Source organism: Pseudodesulfovibrio sp. JC047, assembly GCF_010468615.1.
Classification (GTDB): domain Bacteria; phylum Desulfobacterota; class Desulfovibrionia; order Desulfovibrionales; family Desulfovibrionaceae; genus Pseudodesulfovibrio.
Genome location: NZ_WUEH01000024.1, coordinates 45,690 through 59,644, shown reverse-complemented (window position 1 = coordinate 59,644; position 13,955 = coordinate 45,690). Strand labels below are relative to the sequence as shown.

The 13,955-nt window shown below is 47.7% G+C and carries 14 protein-coding genes and 4 tRNA genes; 10 read left to right on the top strand and 8 right to left on the bottom strand.

Annotated features, from left to right (window positions below; all coding sequences use genetic code 11):
- Positions 1-142 precede the first annotated feature (142 nt).
- Positions 143-1,303, bottom strand: coding sequence for a SufD family Fe-S cluster assembly protein (locus GO013_RS14230; RefSeq protein ID WP_163812246.1), 1,161 nt, complete (start codon positions 1,301-1,303; stop codon positions 143-145).
- A gap of 24 nt (positions 1,304-1,327) precedes the next feature.
- Positions 1,328-2,089, bottom strand: coding sequence for an ABC transporter ATP-binding protein (locus tag GO013_RS14225; RefSeq protein ID WP_163812244.1), 762 nt, complete (start codon positions 2,087-2,089; stop codon positions 1,328-1,330).
- Positions 2,090-2,244: 155 nt separating this feature from the next.
- Between GO013_RS14225 and GO013_RS14220 the strand changes: the two genes are divergently transcribed.
- Complete coding sequence (locus GO013_RS14220; protein ID WP_163812242.1) at positions 2,245-2,970, top strand: Smr/MutS family protein; 726 nt, start codon at positions 2,245-2,247, stop codon at positions 2,968-2,970.
- A 78-nt stretch (positions 2,971-3,048) separates the two neighbouring features.
- Here the strand turns inward: GO013_RS14220 and GO013_RS14215 are convergent, their stop codons facing one another.
- Positions 3,049-3,585, bottom strand: a complete 537-nt coding sequence (locus GO013_RS14215) for a chemotaxis protein CheW (protein WP_163812241.1) — start codon at positions 3,583-3,585, stop codon at positions 3,049-3,051.
- A 285-nt stretch (positions 3,586-3,870) separates the two neighbouring features.
- On the opposite strand from GO013_RS14215, the gene GO013_RS14210 reads away from it, so the two are divergent.
- The 8 genes from GO013_RS14210 (at position 3,871) to GO013_RS17445 (ending at position 8,525) form a co-directional block, all read left to right on the top strand.
- Positions 3,871-3,947, top strand: a tRNA-Pro gene (locus tag GO013_RS14210).
- Between the two features lie 65 nt (positions 3,948-4,012).
- Positions 4,013-4,088: transfer RNA gene (locus tag GO013_RS14205), tRNA-Thr, on the top strand.
- Between the two features lie 592 nt (positions 4,089-4,680).
- Positions 4,681-5,580, top strand: coding sequence for an RHS repeat-associated core domain-containing protein (locus tag GO013_RS14200; protein WP_239057885.1), 900 nt, complete (start codon positions 4,681-4,683; stop codon positions 5,578-5,580).
- A complete protein-coding gene (locus GO013_RS14195) occupies positions 5,528-6,130 on the top strand; it encodes a hypothetical protein (protein ID WP_163812236.1) in 603 nt (200 codons plus the stop codon). The genes GO013_RS14200 and GO013_RS14195 overlap by 53 nt, the downstream gene beginning before the upstream one ends.
- Before the next feature lie 492 nt (positions 6,131-6,622).
- Positions 6,623-6,699, top strand: a tRNA-Pro gene (locus GO013_RS14190).
- 66 nt (positions 6,700-6,765) lie between these two features.
- Positions 6,766-6,841 (top strand) — tRNA-Thr (locus GO013_RS14185).
- Positions 6,842-7,230: 389 nt separating this feature from the next.
- Positions 7,231-8,310: an alpha/beta hydrolase gene (locus GO013_RS14180; protein WP_163812234.1), complete on the top strand. Its 1,080-nt coding sequence runs from the start codon at positions 7,231-7,233 to the stop codon at positions 8,308-8,310.
- Positions 8,211-8,525 carry a hypothetical protein gene (locus tag GO013_RS17445; protein ID WP_343219575.1) on the top strand — a complete coding sequence of 105 codons (315 nt, stop codon included), beginning with the start codon at positions 8,211-8,213 and terminating at the stop codon, positions 8,523-8,525. Before GO013_RS14180 ends, GO013_RS17445 begins: the two co-directional genes overlap by 100 nt.
- 67 nt (positions 8,526-8,592) lie before the next feature.
- Here the strand turns inward: GO013_RS17445 and ilvN are convergent, their stop codons facing one another.
- The 5 genes from ilvN to GO013_RS14155 form a co-directional block, all read right to left on the bottom strand.
- Complete coding sequence (ilvN, locus tag GO013_RS14170; protein ID WP_163812231.1) at positions 8,593-8,871, bottom strand: acetolactate synthase small subunit; 279 nt, start codon at positions 8,869-8,871, stop codon at positions 8,593-8,595.
- A complete protein-coding gene (gene ilvB, locus GO013_RS14165; RefSeq protein WP_163812229.1) occupies positions 8,864-10,540 on the bottom strand; it encodes an acetolactate synthase large subunit in 1,677 nt (558 codons plus the stop codon). The genes ilvN and ilvB overlap by 8 nt, the downstream gene beginning before the upstream one ends.
- 346 nt (positions 10,541-10,886) lie before the next feature.
- Positions 10,887-11,054 carry a hypothetical protein gene (locus tag GO013_RS17055; protein ID WP_203529625.1) on the bottom strand — a complete coding sequence of 56 codons (168 nt, stop codon included), beginning with the start codon at positions 11,052-11,054 and terminating at the stop codon, positions 10,887-10,889.
- A 48-nt stretch (positions 11,055-11,102) separates the two neighbouring features.
- Positions 11,103-11,285: a hypothetical protein gene (locus GO013_RS14160; RefSeq protein WP_163812227.1), complete on the bottom strand. Its 183-nt coding sequence runs from the start codon at positions 11,283-11,285 to the stop codon at positions 11,103-11,105.
- Between the two features lie 33 nt (positions 11,286-11,318).
- Positions 11,319-13,457: an EAL domain-containing protein gene (locus GO013_RS14155; RefSeq protein ID WP_163812225.1), complete on the bottom strand. Its 2,139-nt coding sequence runs from the start codon at positions 13,455-13,457 to the stop codon at positions 11,319-11,321.
- 212 nt (positions 13,458-13,669) lie between these two features.
- Here GO013_RS14155 and GO013_RS14150 point away from each other — a divergent pair, with 212 nt between their 5' ends.
- Positions 13,670-13,927, top strand: a complete 258-nt coding sequence (locus tag GO013_RS14150) for a DUF493 family protein (protein ID WP_163812223.1) — start codon at positions 13,670-13,672, stop codon at positions 13,925-13,927.
- The last annotated feature ends 28 nt before the right edge of the window (positions 13,928-13,955 follow it).

Genomic DNA, 13,955 nt, shown 5'->3' with positions numbered 1-13,955 from the left:
CATTACTAATACGCCATAAGGCGAGGGTGAAGCCTGGCCTAATTAAAGAGAAAACAACGAAGAAAGGGAGTTCTTGACATGGTGCCGCATAAGAAAAAGGCGGCAGCCAAAGCTCCCGCCCATTCGTGTATTCAATCACGAGTTACATCACGCCAAAGGCCTGCAACTCTTCGATCTGTTTATCAATCTCTTCCTGTAACCGGGCAGGCAATCCCATAATATCCGTGTTCAGGAATCCCCGAACAATCGTGGATGTGGCTTCATCTTCATCAAGTCCGCGGGCCATGAGATACTCAATCTCTTCCTGCGCGATCTTGCCCACAGAGGCTTCGTGAGACAACTCCACACCTTCGACTGTGCCGTCGAGTTCGGGAATGGCCCAGATACGACCTCCACCAAGAATCAACCCCTGACATTCCAGGTGTCCTTTGCTCGGCACATGGTGTGCGCCGATATGACCACGGTTGATAATGGTTCCACCAGATGAAATAGTCCTGGCAATGATCTCACACCGGGTGTGCGGCGCGTTCATGGTCACTTTGTTGCCCATGTCCAGATGAGACCCTTCCGGAGCGACGACAACGGAATTGAAGCGCGCCACGGAATTCGGACCATTCATGTCAATGGACGGATACATCTGCAAATCCTTGACGGGTTTGAGCAGGACATAGTTGGACAGGAATTTGCCACCCTCTTCCACCACACCGGCAGACCGGGGTCGAACAGCGACATCTTCACTCCAGTTATGAACCATCGTGAAAGTCAACGATGCGTTCTTTTTAACAAAAAATTCGGAAATACCGAGATGCGCCCCGGATTTCGTGCCATGGGCCACAGAACATCCGGTAATGATATGGGCTTCGGCACCTTCTTCAATAATGACAAGATTATGGACGTTCTGGCCAACATGCTCAGACTTGAGCATGAGACAGGACTGAATCGGATCCTTGATCTTGGCTCCGGCCTTGACGCGAATAAAATAGCCGCCATGGACATTGTCGTATGCGGACTTGGTATATTCATCCTTGTCCTTATCCACGAGGGTCCAATAATAGTCCTTGAGACCATCATATTTCTTGAGCGCGTCCTTGATATCCATGATCTCGACACCATCATCCCGGGACTCACAGTGAACCGCAGACTGATCCATCTGCAAATAGGATGCGGACCGAGTACTCAGGTCGGAAACAACGCCAGCCATCAGCAATTGATCCTTGTCCTTTTCGGACAACGCGGACAAATCGGCAATGGATTCCTGCTGAAGACCTTCAAATTTGAAATCGGAAAGATCGACTTTACTCATATGTATCTCCTTCACAAGGAGTTGCTAGTTCATGCAGCGGACACATTCCTGGTAGCCGTGCTCCCGAATGTGGTCCAGAATATCCCTGGGACGACCTTCACAGCACAGATGTCCCTGATAAAGGACCTGACCGCGGTCAGCATTGACATAATCAAGGATATGGCCGGTATGGGTAATAATCAATCCAGCGGTTTGCATCTGTTCCTTGCGCTCACGCAGGCTCAGATCTGGCGAACTGCTGTTGTAATTCCCATCCAGAACCTCACGGGCAACCTTGCCTACCAGTTGCATATTTTCCATATCCACACCGGATTCAGGCTCGTCAAACAAGACCAGATCCGGCTGTTGGGCCATGAGTTGCAACAATTCGGAACGCTTGATTTCGCCACCGGAGAAACCGTCGTTGATATCACGGTCCAGAAAATCGGTCATGTTCACGGCTTCAGCGAGCATATCGGGATTCACTGCCCCATTACGAGAGCACATCTTGACAAGATGGCGGGTTCGCAGGCCATGAATGGTCGGCGGCCGCTGAAAAGACATCCCCACACCAAGCCGAGCCCGTTCGTACATGGGAGCCTCGGTGATATCCTGGCCCTTGAATAAAATCTTCCCTTTGGTGATGTTGTATCCGGCAAAACCCATCAATGCCATGAGAAGAGACGTCTTGCCAGAACCGTTGGGTCCGAACAGAATAAACGTTTCCCCGGCATTTATCTGGAGATTGATCCCCTTGAGGACCTCTTTATCGCCGATGTTGACATGCAAGTCTTCTATGGTCAGCATCTGTTTCCTCACTTTAAGTCATTGTGCAACAGGCTCATTACTTAACGGAGCCTAGGAAGTCCAGTGAATCGTGTTTCAGGCACGCGACAGCACTCTTTTACTTGCCCCGGGCAAGCAATCCGATATACTCGTTTCGACCGAAGGAAGGATAAACAATGGGAAAGAAGCGTATAAACAACCTTGGCGATCTCAAGCAGATCAAATTCGAGAAGGAAAAAGACGATGTCTATTCCCTTCCGTATCATAAAAATGAGCCTCAAAAAGAAAATGTCAACCCACAAAATGAGCCACCGGACGAAGAAGTCTTTATGGCCGCCATGCGTGGGGTAAAAAAAATGAACGAAGCAAGTGGCAGACAGGTCACTCTCCAATCGGAACCCACATCATTTCAAACGGTTTCACTAGAAGATGAAGCCCAAAAAAAGCTGCAACAATTCACGCCGGGTGATATCGAATTCGAACTCGAATACACCGAAAAATTTATGTACGGATATGTTCGAGGGCTGGATATCAAAATCTTCCAGCGACTCAAGGCTGGGGCACTCAGTGTATCCTCACATCTTGACCTCCACGGCATGACTTCGGATCAGGCTCAAGACAGCCTGCTCTTCTTTATCAGGGAAAGCTACCTGCAAGGACATCGATGCGTTCTGGTGGTCACAGGCAGGGGCAAGAATTCGCCTGGTGGTCAATCCATTCTGCGGACTGGCATCGAGGCATGGCTGACCAAAGAGCCGCTCAGACGCGTGGTCCTGGCCTTCTGTACGGCCCAACCCAAGGATGGTGGGGCCGGGGCCGTGTATGTCCTGCTCCGAAAACAGAAAAAGACTGAAGGCAAGGTGCAATGGGATACCATGGTCAATTGGGATCACATCAGCTAAAAATTTAAACCAACCGACAAAAAAAGCGTCCCAAAGGCTCATGCCCCCGGGACGCTTTTTTCGTACTGAAAGACTCTACTACACCGATATGGTGGCTACAGCTTCTTCAGCCGGCATTTGATCGGCACCACTTCCGGCCAGACTCTTGGCAATGGACAATTCTTCCGCCGAGAATATCTTGTTGATATCAATGATGATGATAAACTGCCCATTCTGGCGTCCCATACCCTTGATATATTCGGCGTTGATAGCCGCCCCCATCTTGGGTGCAGGCTCGATGGTGTCCGGTGTCATCTCAAACACTTCTCGGACCGAATCAACGAGGGCACCCATAACGGTAAATTCACCTTCAAATTCGATTTCAACGATAATGATACACGTATCAACCGTATCTTCACCCTGTGACATACCGAGTTTCAAACGCATATCGACCACCGGAACCGCATGGCCACGGAGATTGATAACACCGCGCATGAATTCGGGTGTTCTCGGAATCTTGGTAATGGACGTCAACTCCAAAACTTCCCGAACAGTGCCAATATCCAATGCAAAAATCTCTTTGCCCAAAGTGAAGGTCAAAAACTGATTGATATCTTTCAATGTTTCATCAACCATGACAACCCCCTGCTGAATCGCTGTTAAATTTCATGTATTCTCCGCAATGAACCGATCATACTTTTTTCAGGAAGAGACCGCGTCCTTGTCATTTAGTCAATCAATATGTGGGGAATACCCCATATTTATACGAATAATCCATTATAAATCTGCGTGAATGGATGAGTGTATAGGGTCTCCCCCCATTCAATCAAGCGTATTCTCAAAAAAACCACCGTGTTGGCTTTTTTTTCAAAAAAAAAGATTGACACAAAGCTCGGTCACGGATAGTAACTCACTTCGCGTCGGGATGTAGCGCAGCCTGGTAGCGCACTTGACTGGGGGTCAAGGGGCCGAAGGTTCAAATCCTTTCATCCCGACCAAATGATGAATTCCCCCGTCGGGTCGAATCAATTCGATCCGACGATTCATCAAAAACAGCTCAAAAGCTGACGTAGCTCAATCGGTAGAGCGCGTCCTTGGTAAGGACGAGGTAGGCAGTTCAATCCTGCTCGTCAGCTCCATATATCGAAACCGCCATTTCTACTCGAAATGGCGGTTTTCTTTTTTGCCTCTTCCATCCAAAAAACCGTTAATTTTTCCCTGCCTGTCAAGTGTTTATTTCATCCTATACACTGTTTTTCCTCTACATTCTTTCACAAAACCAGGATTTGCCAAAAACTGGGGATACACTAGTTCGGATTCCCAAAGATACCCTTTGGAAACGAAACGAACGAGGTGGAAATGCAAACTCCTTATTTTTATCAACTGAAACACGACCCAAATGGCCGAATCATTGAAAAACAAGAAGCCGTTGAGGACAGCCACGTCATATGGGAATACTCCTACGACAAGAAAGGTCGCCTTTCAAAGGCACTCCTGAATGGCAGGCTCATCTGTCAATGCGAATACGATAAACATGGTCGCCGCATCCGCGACTTTTTGCCCGCAACTGCTGGCCCGAACTTTCGCAATTATACATACACCATGGATAACCGCCTTCTCCGTGCCGGTGACAACACATTCACACACGACGACAACGGGTTTCGTTCCATCTGGTCAAACAAGGGAACGTACTATTTGTATGGTTACGCACCGGACTACCGACTGCTTTCAATGGAAATTGAGGACAAAGACTGCGTGTACACCTACCATCACGACAAAAATGGCCAGCGAAAAGCAAAATACCTCAACGGGCATCTCGTCGAGGCATACCAATGGCTCGACTTCATTCGCCTTAAGGCCTTCCAAGATGGGCGCATGTGGTATGAATTCAAATACAACGATGACGAAAGGCTGCCTTCTACAATGGTCCGTGAAGACGGTGCCCTCTTTTCCTTGTATTACGACCAAATCGGCTCACTTCGCGTTGTTGCGAATCAACACGGCAATGTGATACAAGAAATCTTATATGAGCCTTTTGGCGGAATCATGAAAAAGACCAATCCGAATTTTCGCATCCCCATCGGCTATGCAGGTGGCCTGCACGACCAGAATTTAGATTTCGTCCGCTTCGGCTGGCGGGATTATGACACAAACACCAGCCGATGGACCGCCCCTGATCCACTTGGGGACAAAGGCGGCGATCCAGACTGGTATGGCTATTGTCTGGATGACCCGGTGAACGGTGTGGACCCTCTGGGGCTGTTCCGATTTGGGAAAAGACTTCTCTCCTTTTTACCCAAAGGTGCTCATTGGATTGGAACAAATGGGTCCACTGCTGATCAAAGAAATTATGAATTAAAACATGAACACGGTTTTTTTGAAGATGGTTCCAAAAAGAATCTCGGATTTTACAAATCAGGTGTGCAATGGGACACCGAAAACATCAAAGACTTTACACTTGAAGCCAAACATTACGACGACAAACGCATGCGCCGAACAATAAAAAGCATTGATCCCGGGAAATACAAATTAATCAAAGGCAGCACGGGCAAATCGAAGAACTGCCAAGATTATGCGGATGCATTACGCCATCAATATACTTTATTTGCCCGAGGAGATAAACAACGCTAACCCATACCCTGTCAGGCGGATAAATATCCGCCTGACAATACTGAAAATGAAAAAAATAATTTGGTTATTCTTTTTCGCGCTTCTCATTGGATGTTGGTTGATTTGGCGATCAACCTACTTTGCAGCGAATTTCAGAACAGAAACATTTTATACACCTATTTTCACATCTGATTTCAATGTACTAAAAAAAGGAACAACCATCAGAGGCGTGCTCAAAAAACAATTTGACGTGCCCCACGCTTTCTTTCTGGTTATCCCATGTGAAAATCCTGCCATCACCCCATTTATTCATCTTGATGGTCAGATACGATATTCGATCACATCCAATGGAGAATCTACAGACTCAAAAGTCGTCCCCGTCCAACTTCAACCGGGGTTTGGTTACAGCAAAGGGATCTGCAAAATCCCTATATTTTATATGAAAGTACCGAATACCTTCTTTGGAGATACAACGACTCTTGAGGTCACAATCCTCTCACCAATCACGACGCTGAAAAAATATGACGGCACCATCCGTGCTATTGTCGCTCCAGCGGTTTGGCCCAAATAAAAACAAACAACCAGCAAGAAATGAATAGCCCCCGATTATCGCATTTCCTGTTCATCAAGCATAAGAATTGAAGACATTGTCGGCCTGCCGGTTGGCCTTTTAAAAGAAATCATTCAAAAAATTAAAAAGCACTGACAACAACGATACACATGAATCAATCCGTGAAAGCAAAAAACAAAGGGACTTCCGCTCATCATTGTTGCCATATGTATGGCCGTTATCGACTGGTTAACAAGAATGGCAGAGGCTTTACTCGAGGATTAATGGTGTTCTTTTTCCCAACAATTTATTGGGGAATCCGTTTATACAACTCATCTGAGAATTAAATTCCTTGGACAAAAAACAATCTTGGCATTGAACAAGAGACACCCTTCTTTTCTTTTTCTCACGATTCTCCCCCCTTTCAACTGACCCGGATCAAAAGATTTTTTAACAAAATACAAATCAACTGTTGACACGCGGCGGCGGCGCATATAGTAACTCACCTCGCGTCGGGATGTAGCGCAGTCTGGTAGCGCACTTGACTGGGGGTCAAGGGGCCGGAGGTTCAAATCCTCTCATCCCGACCAAACGATGAATTCCCCCGTTGGATCAATATCAATTTGACCCGATGATTCATCGAAAACAGTGCAAATGCTGACGTAGCTCAATCGGTAGAGCGCGTCCTTGGTAAGGACGAGGTAGGCAGTTCAATCCTGCTCGTCAGCTCCATATATCGAAAACCGCTGATCGCACGATCAGCGGTTTTCTCACATGCGCTTCCCTTTCTCCCTCAAAAACACTGCGCTCGGTACTTTTTTAGATCGCACCACTCTCTGAAACGACATCAGTCTGTTTTCACTGACACACGAAGGCCATATCCGTACACCGCAAAAGCGGCCCCCCCCTTTTTCCCCTGAATAAATTCGCCGACTCTTCTTGTAAGCACGCAAACATTGCGGTATATCAATCAATATATATCACAATCATGAGGCTGACAAAAACACATCCTTTTATTGCTAATGGCTCAACTTCGCAATAACGGCATGAACGGTCGTCTGTATCAGCATTAAGAATGCCACACTCTCAAACTCGGGCTGTCAAACGGAGGCCCCGCAACAATGATATCGATGATGTCTCTCAAAAAAATCAGTATATTCTTCATTTGCATAGGCATTCTCGCTTCCCTGCTCTTCGGGTGTTCTGCGCCAAAAGGTGAAGCGATCAACCTCATGCCCGCCCCTGCCATCTATTCCGATCTGGTAAATCCATTTGAAAAGGAAATTCCGCCGCCAGGAAAAATCTTTTATGCCACCAACCGCGCACCAGCCAAAGACGGTGATCTTGCCTACAGCTCCGAACGGGGAGGCGTCATTCGACTCGGTGAAGCTTCAATAAAATTCGGTGAAGAAGATTTCAGTTGGGAAGAGGCAAAGCGTATATCACTCCTCAAGAACCGGACGGATCAATATCCCCTCAAGGTCCAAAAAGTGACTGAATACGGGAGTCTCGGATCAAGTCTCAACCCCTTCATCGCCAATGGGTATGATGGCATTGAGGCCGAAACAACCGGCCAGGAATTTGCTCGACAAATAGACCAGCAGTTGGCCACATCAGTACAAAAAGATATCTTCATTTATGTGCATGGGTACAAGGTCGATTTTAATAATCCCATCCTTGTCACGGCGGAACTCTGGCATTTTCTCGGATACGACGGAGCTTTCATCGCGTATTCCTGGCCAGCAACACCTCGGACGCTAGCGTATTTATCCGACCTTGAAACCGCAGAGCTTTCCTCATATCAATTCCGCGCCTTCCTCAAATACCTGGCACAGCACACCGCTGCCGAACGCATCCACATCATTGGATATAGTGCCGGTACTCGCGTCGTTGACAAGGCTCTTTTTCAACTGACACTGGAAACTCAAAATGCTCCGGAAGGGGAAAAAGCCGACTTGAAAATCGGCCATGTCATGCTTATTGGCAGCGACATGGACAGTGCGCTTTTTGCCTCGAATATCCGGAAGGTATGCTGGATATCGTTGATAATCTCTCAGTCTATGTTTCCGACTCGGACAGTGCTGTCAGTGCGGCAGAATGGATTTTCGATTGGGGACGCTTGGGACAAGTCCGACGGGAAATGTCCCCGGCAGTCCGCTATTTCCTTGAGAAGAATCCCAAGCTCAACCTCATTGACGTAACCAATGCGGCCCATGCCGATTCAGGGAATGGACACAGCTATTTTCGCGAAAGCCCATGGGTGAGCAGTGATGTGCTCATGACATTAATGTACAAACTCTCCCCAAAGGACAGAGGGCTGCAACGAAGCGGCACCATGCCCATTTGGGAATTCCCCTCGAACTATCAGGAACGACTTTTTGACAATTTGCAAAAAAAATTCAACGGTCAAAAATAATTCTATCGCTAAAAAGTAAAAAGGCCGACATCATGTCGGCCTTTTCCATAGAAACACAGTAGAACTTTTATTGAACAAATTCAGCCATCTTTGAAATAACTTCATGGCCATGATCGTGACGTTCGACCCCAAGAACGTCTTCAAGCTTGTCCACCTGCTTAATCATCTGATCCAGACGGCTGTCCGCATCGACAAGCAGCCAGATTGTACTTCTTTTCCCGCCGTTCACCGGCATACAGGCAATTCCTTCAACATTGTAGGCCCTCCGGGCAAACAGACCACAAATATGCGACATCACGCCTGGGTGGTTATTCACTGACAATTCGAGCACGGTATGTTTACACATGTTTTTCACCTCCGATCATTTCGGAATTTGCGGCCCCTGGAGGCACCATTGGGTAGACAGGATCATCAGGACTGAGCGGCACATGAATCAGAGACGGTCCCGGTTCTGACAACGCAATTTTCAAGGTCTCGGCCGGGTCTTCACTCGTTCCCAAATCGTGAGCCTTGATGCCAAAACCCTCTGCAATCTTGATAAAATCAACGCTCCGGGAATAATCGGATGCAAAATACCGCTTACCGTAAAACAAATCCTGCTGTTGCCGCACCAGACCGAGCGCATTATTGTTGGTCAAAATAATCTTGATGGGGATGTCATATTCCATGGCTGTCGCAAGATCCTGAATATTCATCATGATGGACCCATCTCCACTGAAACAAATCACCGGACGATCCGGGGCAGCCAACGCGGCCCCAATGGAGGCAGGCATTCCAAACCCCATGGTGCCAAGCCCTCCTGACGTCAGCCATTGGCGAGGATGCTTGAAAGGATAGACTTGGGCCGTCCGCATCTGGTGCTGACCGACATCTGTACAAACGATCGCTTGTTCACCGGCCAATTCAGCCGCCTTCAGCACGACACCATACGCAGACGTCGGGTCATCGGCATCGGCAATGAGCATGGGATGCTCTTTTTTCAACGTCTGAACTCGCGAAATCCACGAAGCACGCGCATTCTCATCAATGAGCGGAATCAAAGCCGTCAGGATTTCAGCAACATCGCCTGTGACGGACGCGGTTGACCGTTTGATCTTGTCCAATTCGCTGGGATCGATATCCATGTGAATGACTTTGGCATTGGGACAAAATTCAGGCACCTTGCCTGTCGCCCTGTCGTCAAATCGAACCCCAACGGCAACAAGCAGGTCACACTCTTCAAGCACCATATTCGTATATCGGGCAGCGTGCATTCCCAACATCCCCAAACACAACGGGTTGTCCGTCGGAATAACGCCCAACCCCATCAGCGTTACCACGGACGGGATGCTTGCTTTCTCAGCCAAGGCCAAAGCTTCGTCTGCCGAATCGGACTGGATAACCCCGCCCCCCAGATACAAAACAGGCTTTTTCGCCGAATTAATCATACTTGCCGCCCGTCGAATTTCAGCGGGAATCAACCCCTCGGACGGTTCCCGTTCACCGGGTTCTGGCCAGGTCTCAAATTCATGAAATGCCGCCTGTACATCCTTGGGAACATCAATCACTACAGGACCAGGACGGCCACTTGCAGCGATGCGAAATGCCGCCGGGATAATCCACAACAAATCTTCTACAGACCGAACAAGGAAGTTGTGTTTGGTGATCGGCACACTCAAACCGTAGGTATCAACTTCCTGAAACGCATCGGTCCCGATCATGGAGAGTGGCACCTGTCCAGTAATGCAAATGATGGGGATGGAATCCAATTTGGCATCCGCAATGGCCGTCAGGGTGTTTGTCGCGCCCGGGCCTGATGTGGCGAAAAAGACCGCCGGTTTTCCACTCACCCGAGCCATACCTTGGGCAATAAAACCCGCTCCCTGTTCATGCCGAGTCAAAATGTGCCGGATAGACTCACTTTTTCCCAGGGCATCGTACATTGGAAGGTTCGCCCCTCCGGGAATTCCGGCAATGGTGTCAATTCCCTGCCGTTCCAACAATTTGATAATAATTTCCGCTCCACTCAATCGCATTGAAAATCCTCCTGTGTTCCCCGAAGCCGCAACGGGAATAAAAAAACCCCCGTCGGTACGCACCGACGGGGGTTGAAAATTCGTTCAAAGATTCCCGCTATGGCGCGTCCCTATCGACACCACATACTACTACGTCTACTACGACGTATACGCTGGCTACGACTAGGCTAGCGGAGATGGCAGAAATGGTATTCAGGTCAAACGACATGTGAAGTAATCCTTTGTGTTTCTAAAAAAGACAAATAGTCCTGTCTGTTGGCAAGGTCAAGCGGTTTTTCAAAAAAGACGTGTCTCTCTATGCCAAAACGCATCCAATCCGAGATGGAAAGCGCCAAAACGCGGAGAGCTACAGTCTATCCACAACAACCCAAAAGGCCACTGCACCAACAAACAGGCGCACGACATGACCAATATGGAAATGGTATCCCCAATCAAGACTGAACATGGCAATAACAGCCGCAATGAATCCGATGAGGATACATTTTCTCCATATATTCAATCGTAACAAATTCATACGACACCATCCTCTCTCTTTGGTGGGTTCGAACCACCCATAATGCACTTACAATCGACGGAAAAGGTTTGAAACCGCCAAGATGACAAATCCGGTTGCAACGAGCCAAAATGGTCGCACCAAATTTTCCAGGGCCGGAACAGACATGACGTCAATTTGAATGAATATACCGAGAAGGCCTATGAGGACTCCGATGATCCAGGTGATCAACTGCGGGGCACTGAGGTTCATGGACACAGCTCCAATTGCTTTCTACTTTGTGAATTATTCAGAATTTTTGATAAAATTTTCGGCATCCGCTTGGCAAAGCGGCTTCGAATACAAATATCCCTGACCGTAATCGCATTGCAATGAATAAAGCAAGTCTCTTTGCCTTTCAGTTTCAATGCCCTCGGCCACAACACGAAGACGCAAACTATGCGCCATATTGACGATCGCACGAATAATCTCGATATTTTCCGGTGCTGATTCCATCCGCTGGACAAAACTCAAATCCACCTTCAATTGATCTGTCGGAAACTTCTGTAAATAGTTCATGGACGAATAGCCAGTCCCAAAATCATCAATGGACAATAATATTCCGAGTTTTTTCAAAAGATTGAGTTGATTGACCGACTTCATGGCATCCAGCATGACAACGGTTTCCGTGATTTCCAGCTTCAGGCACTCCGGCGGCAAACCGGAGCGTTCCAGAATCTGTGCCACATCAACGGCAAGAGACGACTCATTGAATTGTTTGGCCGATATATTCACGGCAATGTTCAATTCGGCGGCAATACGGTACTGCTGCCGCCACGCATTCATGGCCGTACATGCCTGCTCAAGTACCTGCTTTCCAAGATCAACGATAATGCCTGTTTCCTCGGCAACCGGAATAAACTCTCCCGGATTGACCAATCCCCGTTCCGGATGATTCCATCGGACAAGCGCTTCAAATCCATACAGACGACCATCGGCCAAATTCACAATTGGCTGATAGTACGCTTCAAACTCTCGGGCCGTGAGCGCACGCTTCAGTTCATTCTCAAGGGCCAGGATATTAATCACCCCTTCGCGCATACTCTTGTGGTACGCCACGAATCGATTCTTGCCACTTTCCTTGGCCTTGTTCATGGCGACCTGTGCATTGTGTACAAGCTCTTCCAACTCCACATATGCCCCCGACGCGATATCGTAGCCCACACTGGCGGACACATTGAATTTGACACCATCAATGACAATAGCCTGTTTAAAAGAATCATGAATTGTCTGAATCATGGACGCGACAGCGTCAATCGAATCCATCTCATGAATCAATATGCCAAATTCATCTCCACCAAATCGGGCAACCGTATCAAGAGGACGGACAAGTCCGAGCAATTTTTCACCAATGGAGACCATCAGTGTATCGCCCACCGTATGCCCGTAATGATCATTGACCGCTTGAAATCTATCCAAATTAATAAATAAAACAGCATAGAAATCATTTCCTTCGACAGATCGATCAGCAGCACGCCCGAGTCGATCCAGAAACAACACCCGATTGGGCAATCCAGTCAACATGTCATGGAGCGCACTGTGTTTGAGTTGCTCTTCCATCCGTTTTCGACTGGTCACATCCCGCATACTGATACGGATTCCGAGATCAGTCCCTTCTTCGGTCCGTATGGCGTGTTTGATAAGACTCAACCAGCGCACCTTGACGTTGGCATCATATATCCTGAAGTCCAGGTTGGCTTCACCACCAACAGCCGAATCCGTCATAAAGTTGAGCCACCGGACACGATCATCAGGATGAACGATGCGTTCAAGCAATTCGGGATCATCCGCAAACAATTCTGGAGCATACCCACTGATACGTTCACACGACGGAGAAATATACCGGATATCCCCTTCCGGCCCTATCCAACACTCCCAGTCGTAATTGTAATCCGCGACAAGACGATACCGTTGTTCCGATTTTTCCAATGCCATTCTGGAGGCTTCTAACGCCTCGACAGTGGCCTCCAGGCGTGAAGTGGTTTCCTCAAGGTACCGTTTTTTCCGATGCAGATCAGCGAAAATGTTGATCTTGCTGCGAAGAACTTCTGGCTCCACGGGCTTGAACAAATAATCAACGGCACCAAGTTCATATCCACGAAAGACATGTCGCTGATCCTTGCTGATCGCCGTAATGAAGATAATGGGAATATGATAAAAGGATTCGGTGCTGCGAAGCTGTTCGGCCAATTCAAAACCATCCATGCCCGGCATCATCACATCGAGCAAAGCCACGGCAAAATCGTATTCAGAAAGACATTCAAGCGCTTGGGAACCAGAAGAGACCATGACCAAATTCAGGTCATGACCCTTGAGTATACCCTCAACCAACTTGAGATTGATTCGTTCGTCGTCCACGACCAGTACATCAACAATTTCACTCATTTTCCCTCATTCGTCGCCAGCATTGCAACTTTGAATATCCGAAGACTGATTTTACCGTATTCAAACCAGAAAAAAAATGATGTTATAAATCAAGAGAAGTTGTATCATGTTTCAGATAAAAATTCATATCATACTGTGTCAATCCTCACTTTTTGACAGTCCGAATCAAAATAATATAAACCGCTGGCATCAAACAGTCCGAGGAGACACACATGACAAAAAGAGAACAATTCAAACAAGCGCTGGACGGGCACCATGAATGGCCCTGTCCATATATCCATAAATTCATCGTTCCAGCAGACAACTTCGAACAATTCAAGACGTTATTTTCTAAAGAAAAGCTGGAAACAAAGCAATCCAAGACCGGCAAATATATCAGCATCACCATGGTCTCCACCATGTGTTCAGCCGACCATGTCATGGATGTATACGAAAAAGCAGCCGAGGTGCCTGGACTTATCTCTCTGTGATTGACCTTTGCCGATGAATGATTATCAC

Coding starts and splice junctions, on each gene's coding strand:
- GO013_RS14230 (WP_163812246.1), bottom strand. CDS start 1,303: ATGAGTAAAGTCGATCTTTCCGATTTCAAATTTGAAGGTCTTCAGCAG.
- GO013_RS14225 (WP_163812244.1), bottom strand. CDS start 2,089: ATGCTGACCATAGAAGACTTGCATGTCAACATCGGCGATAAAGAGGTC.
- GO013_RS14220 (WP_163812242.1), top strand. CDS start 2,245: ATGGGAAAGAAGCGTATAAACAACCTTGGCGATCTCAAGCAGATCAAA.
- GO013_RS14215 (WP_163812241.1), bottom strand. CDS start 3,585: ATGGTTGATGAAACATTGAAAGATATCAATCAGTTTTTGACCTTCACT.
- GO013_RS14200 (WP_239057885.1), top strand. CDS start 4,681: ATGGAAATTGAGGACAAAGACTGCGTGTACACCTACCATCACGACAAA.
- GO013_RS14195 (WP_163812236.1), top strand. CDS start 5,528: ATGCATTACGCCATCAATATACTTTATTTGCCCGAGGAGATAAACAAC.
- GO013_RS14180 (WP_163812234.1), top strand. CDS start 7,231: ATGATATCGATGATGTCTCTCAAAAAAATCAGTATATTCTTCATTTGC.
- ilvN (WP_163812231.1), bottom strand. CDS start 8,871: ATGTGTAAACATACCGTGCTCGAATTGTCAGTGAATAACCACCCAGGC.
- ilvB (WP_163812229.1), bottom strand. CDS start 10,540: ATGCGATTGAGTGGAGCGGAAATTATTATCAAATTGTTGGAACGGCAG.
- GO013_RS17055 (WP_203529625.1), bottom strand. CDS start 11,054: ATGAATTTGTTACGATTGAATATATGGAGAAAATGTATCCTCATCGGA.
- GO013_RS14160 (WP_163812227.1), bottom strand. CDS start 11,285: ATGAACCTCAGTGCCCCGCAGTTGATCACCTGGATCATCGGAGTCCTC.
- GO013_RS14155 (WP_163812225.1), bottom strand. CDS start 13,457: ATGAGTGAAATTGTTGATGTACTGGTCGTGGACGACGAACGAATCAAT.
- GO013_RS14150 (WP_163812223.1), top strand. CDS start 13,670: ATGACAAAAAGAGAACAATTCAAACAAGCGCTGGACGGGCACCATGAA.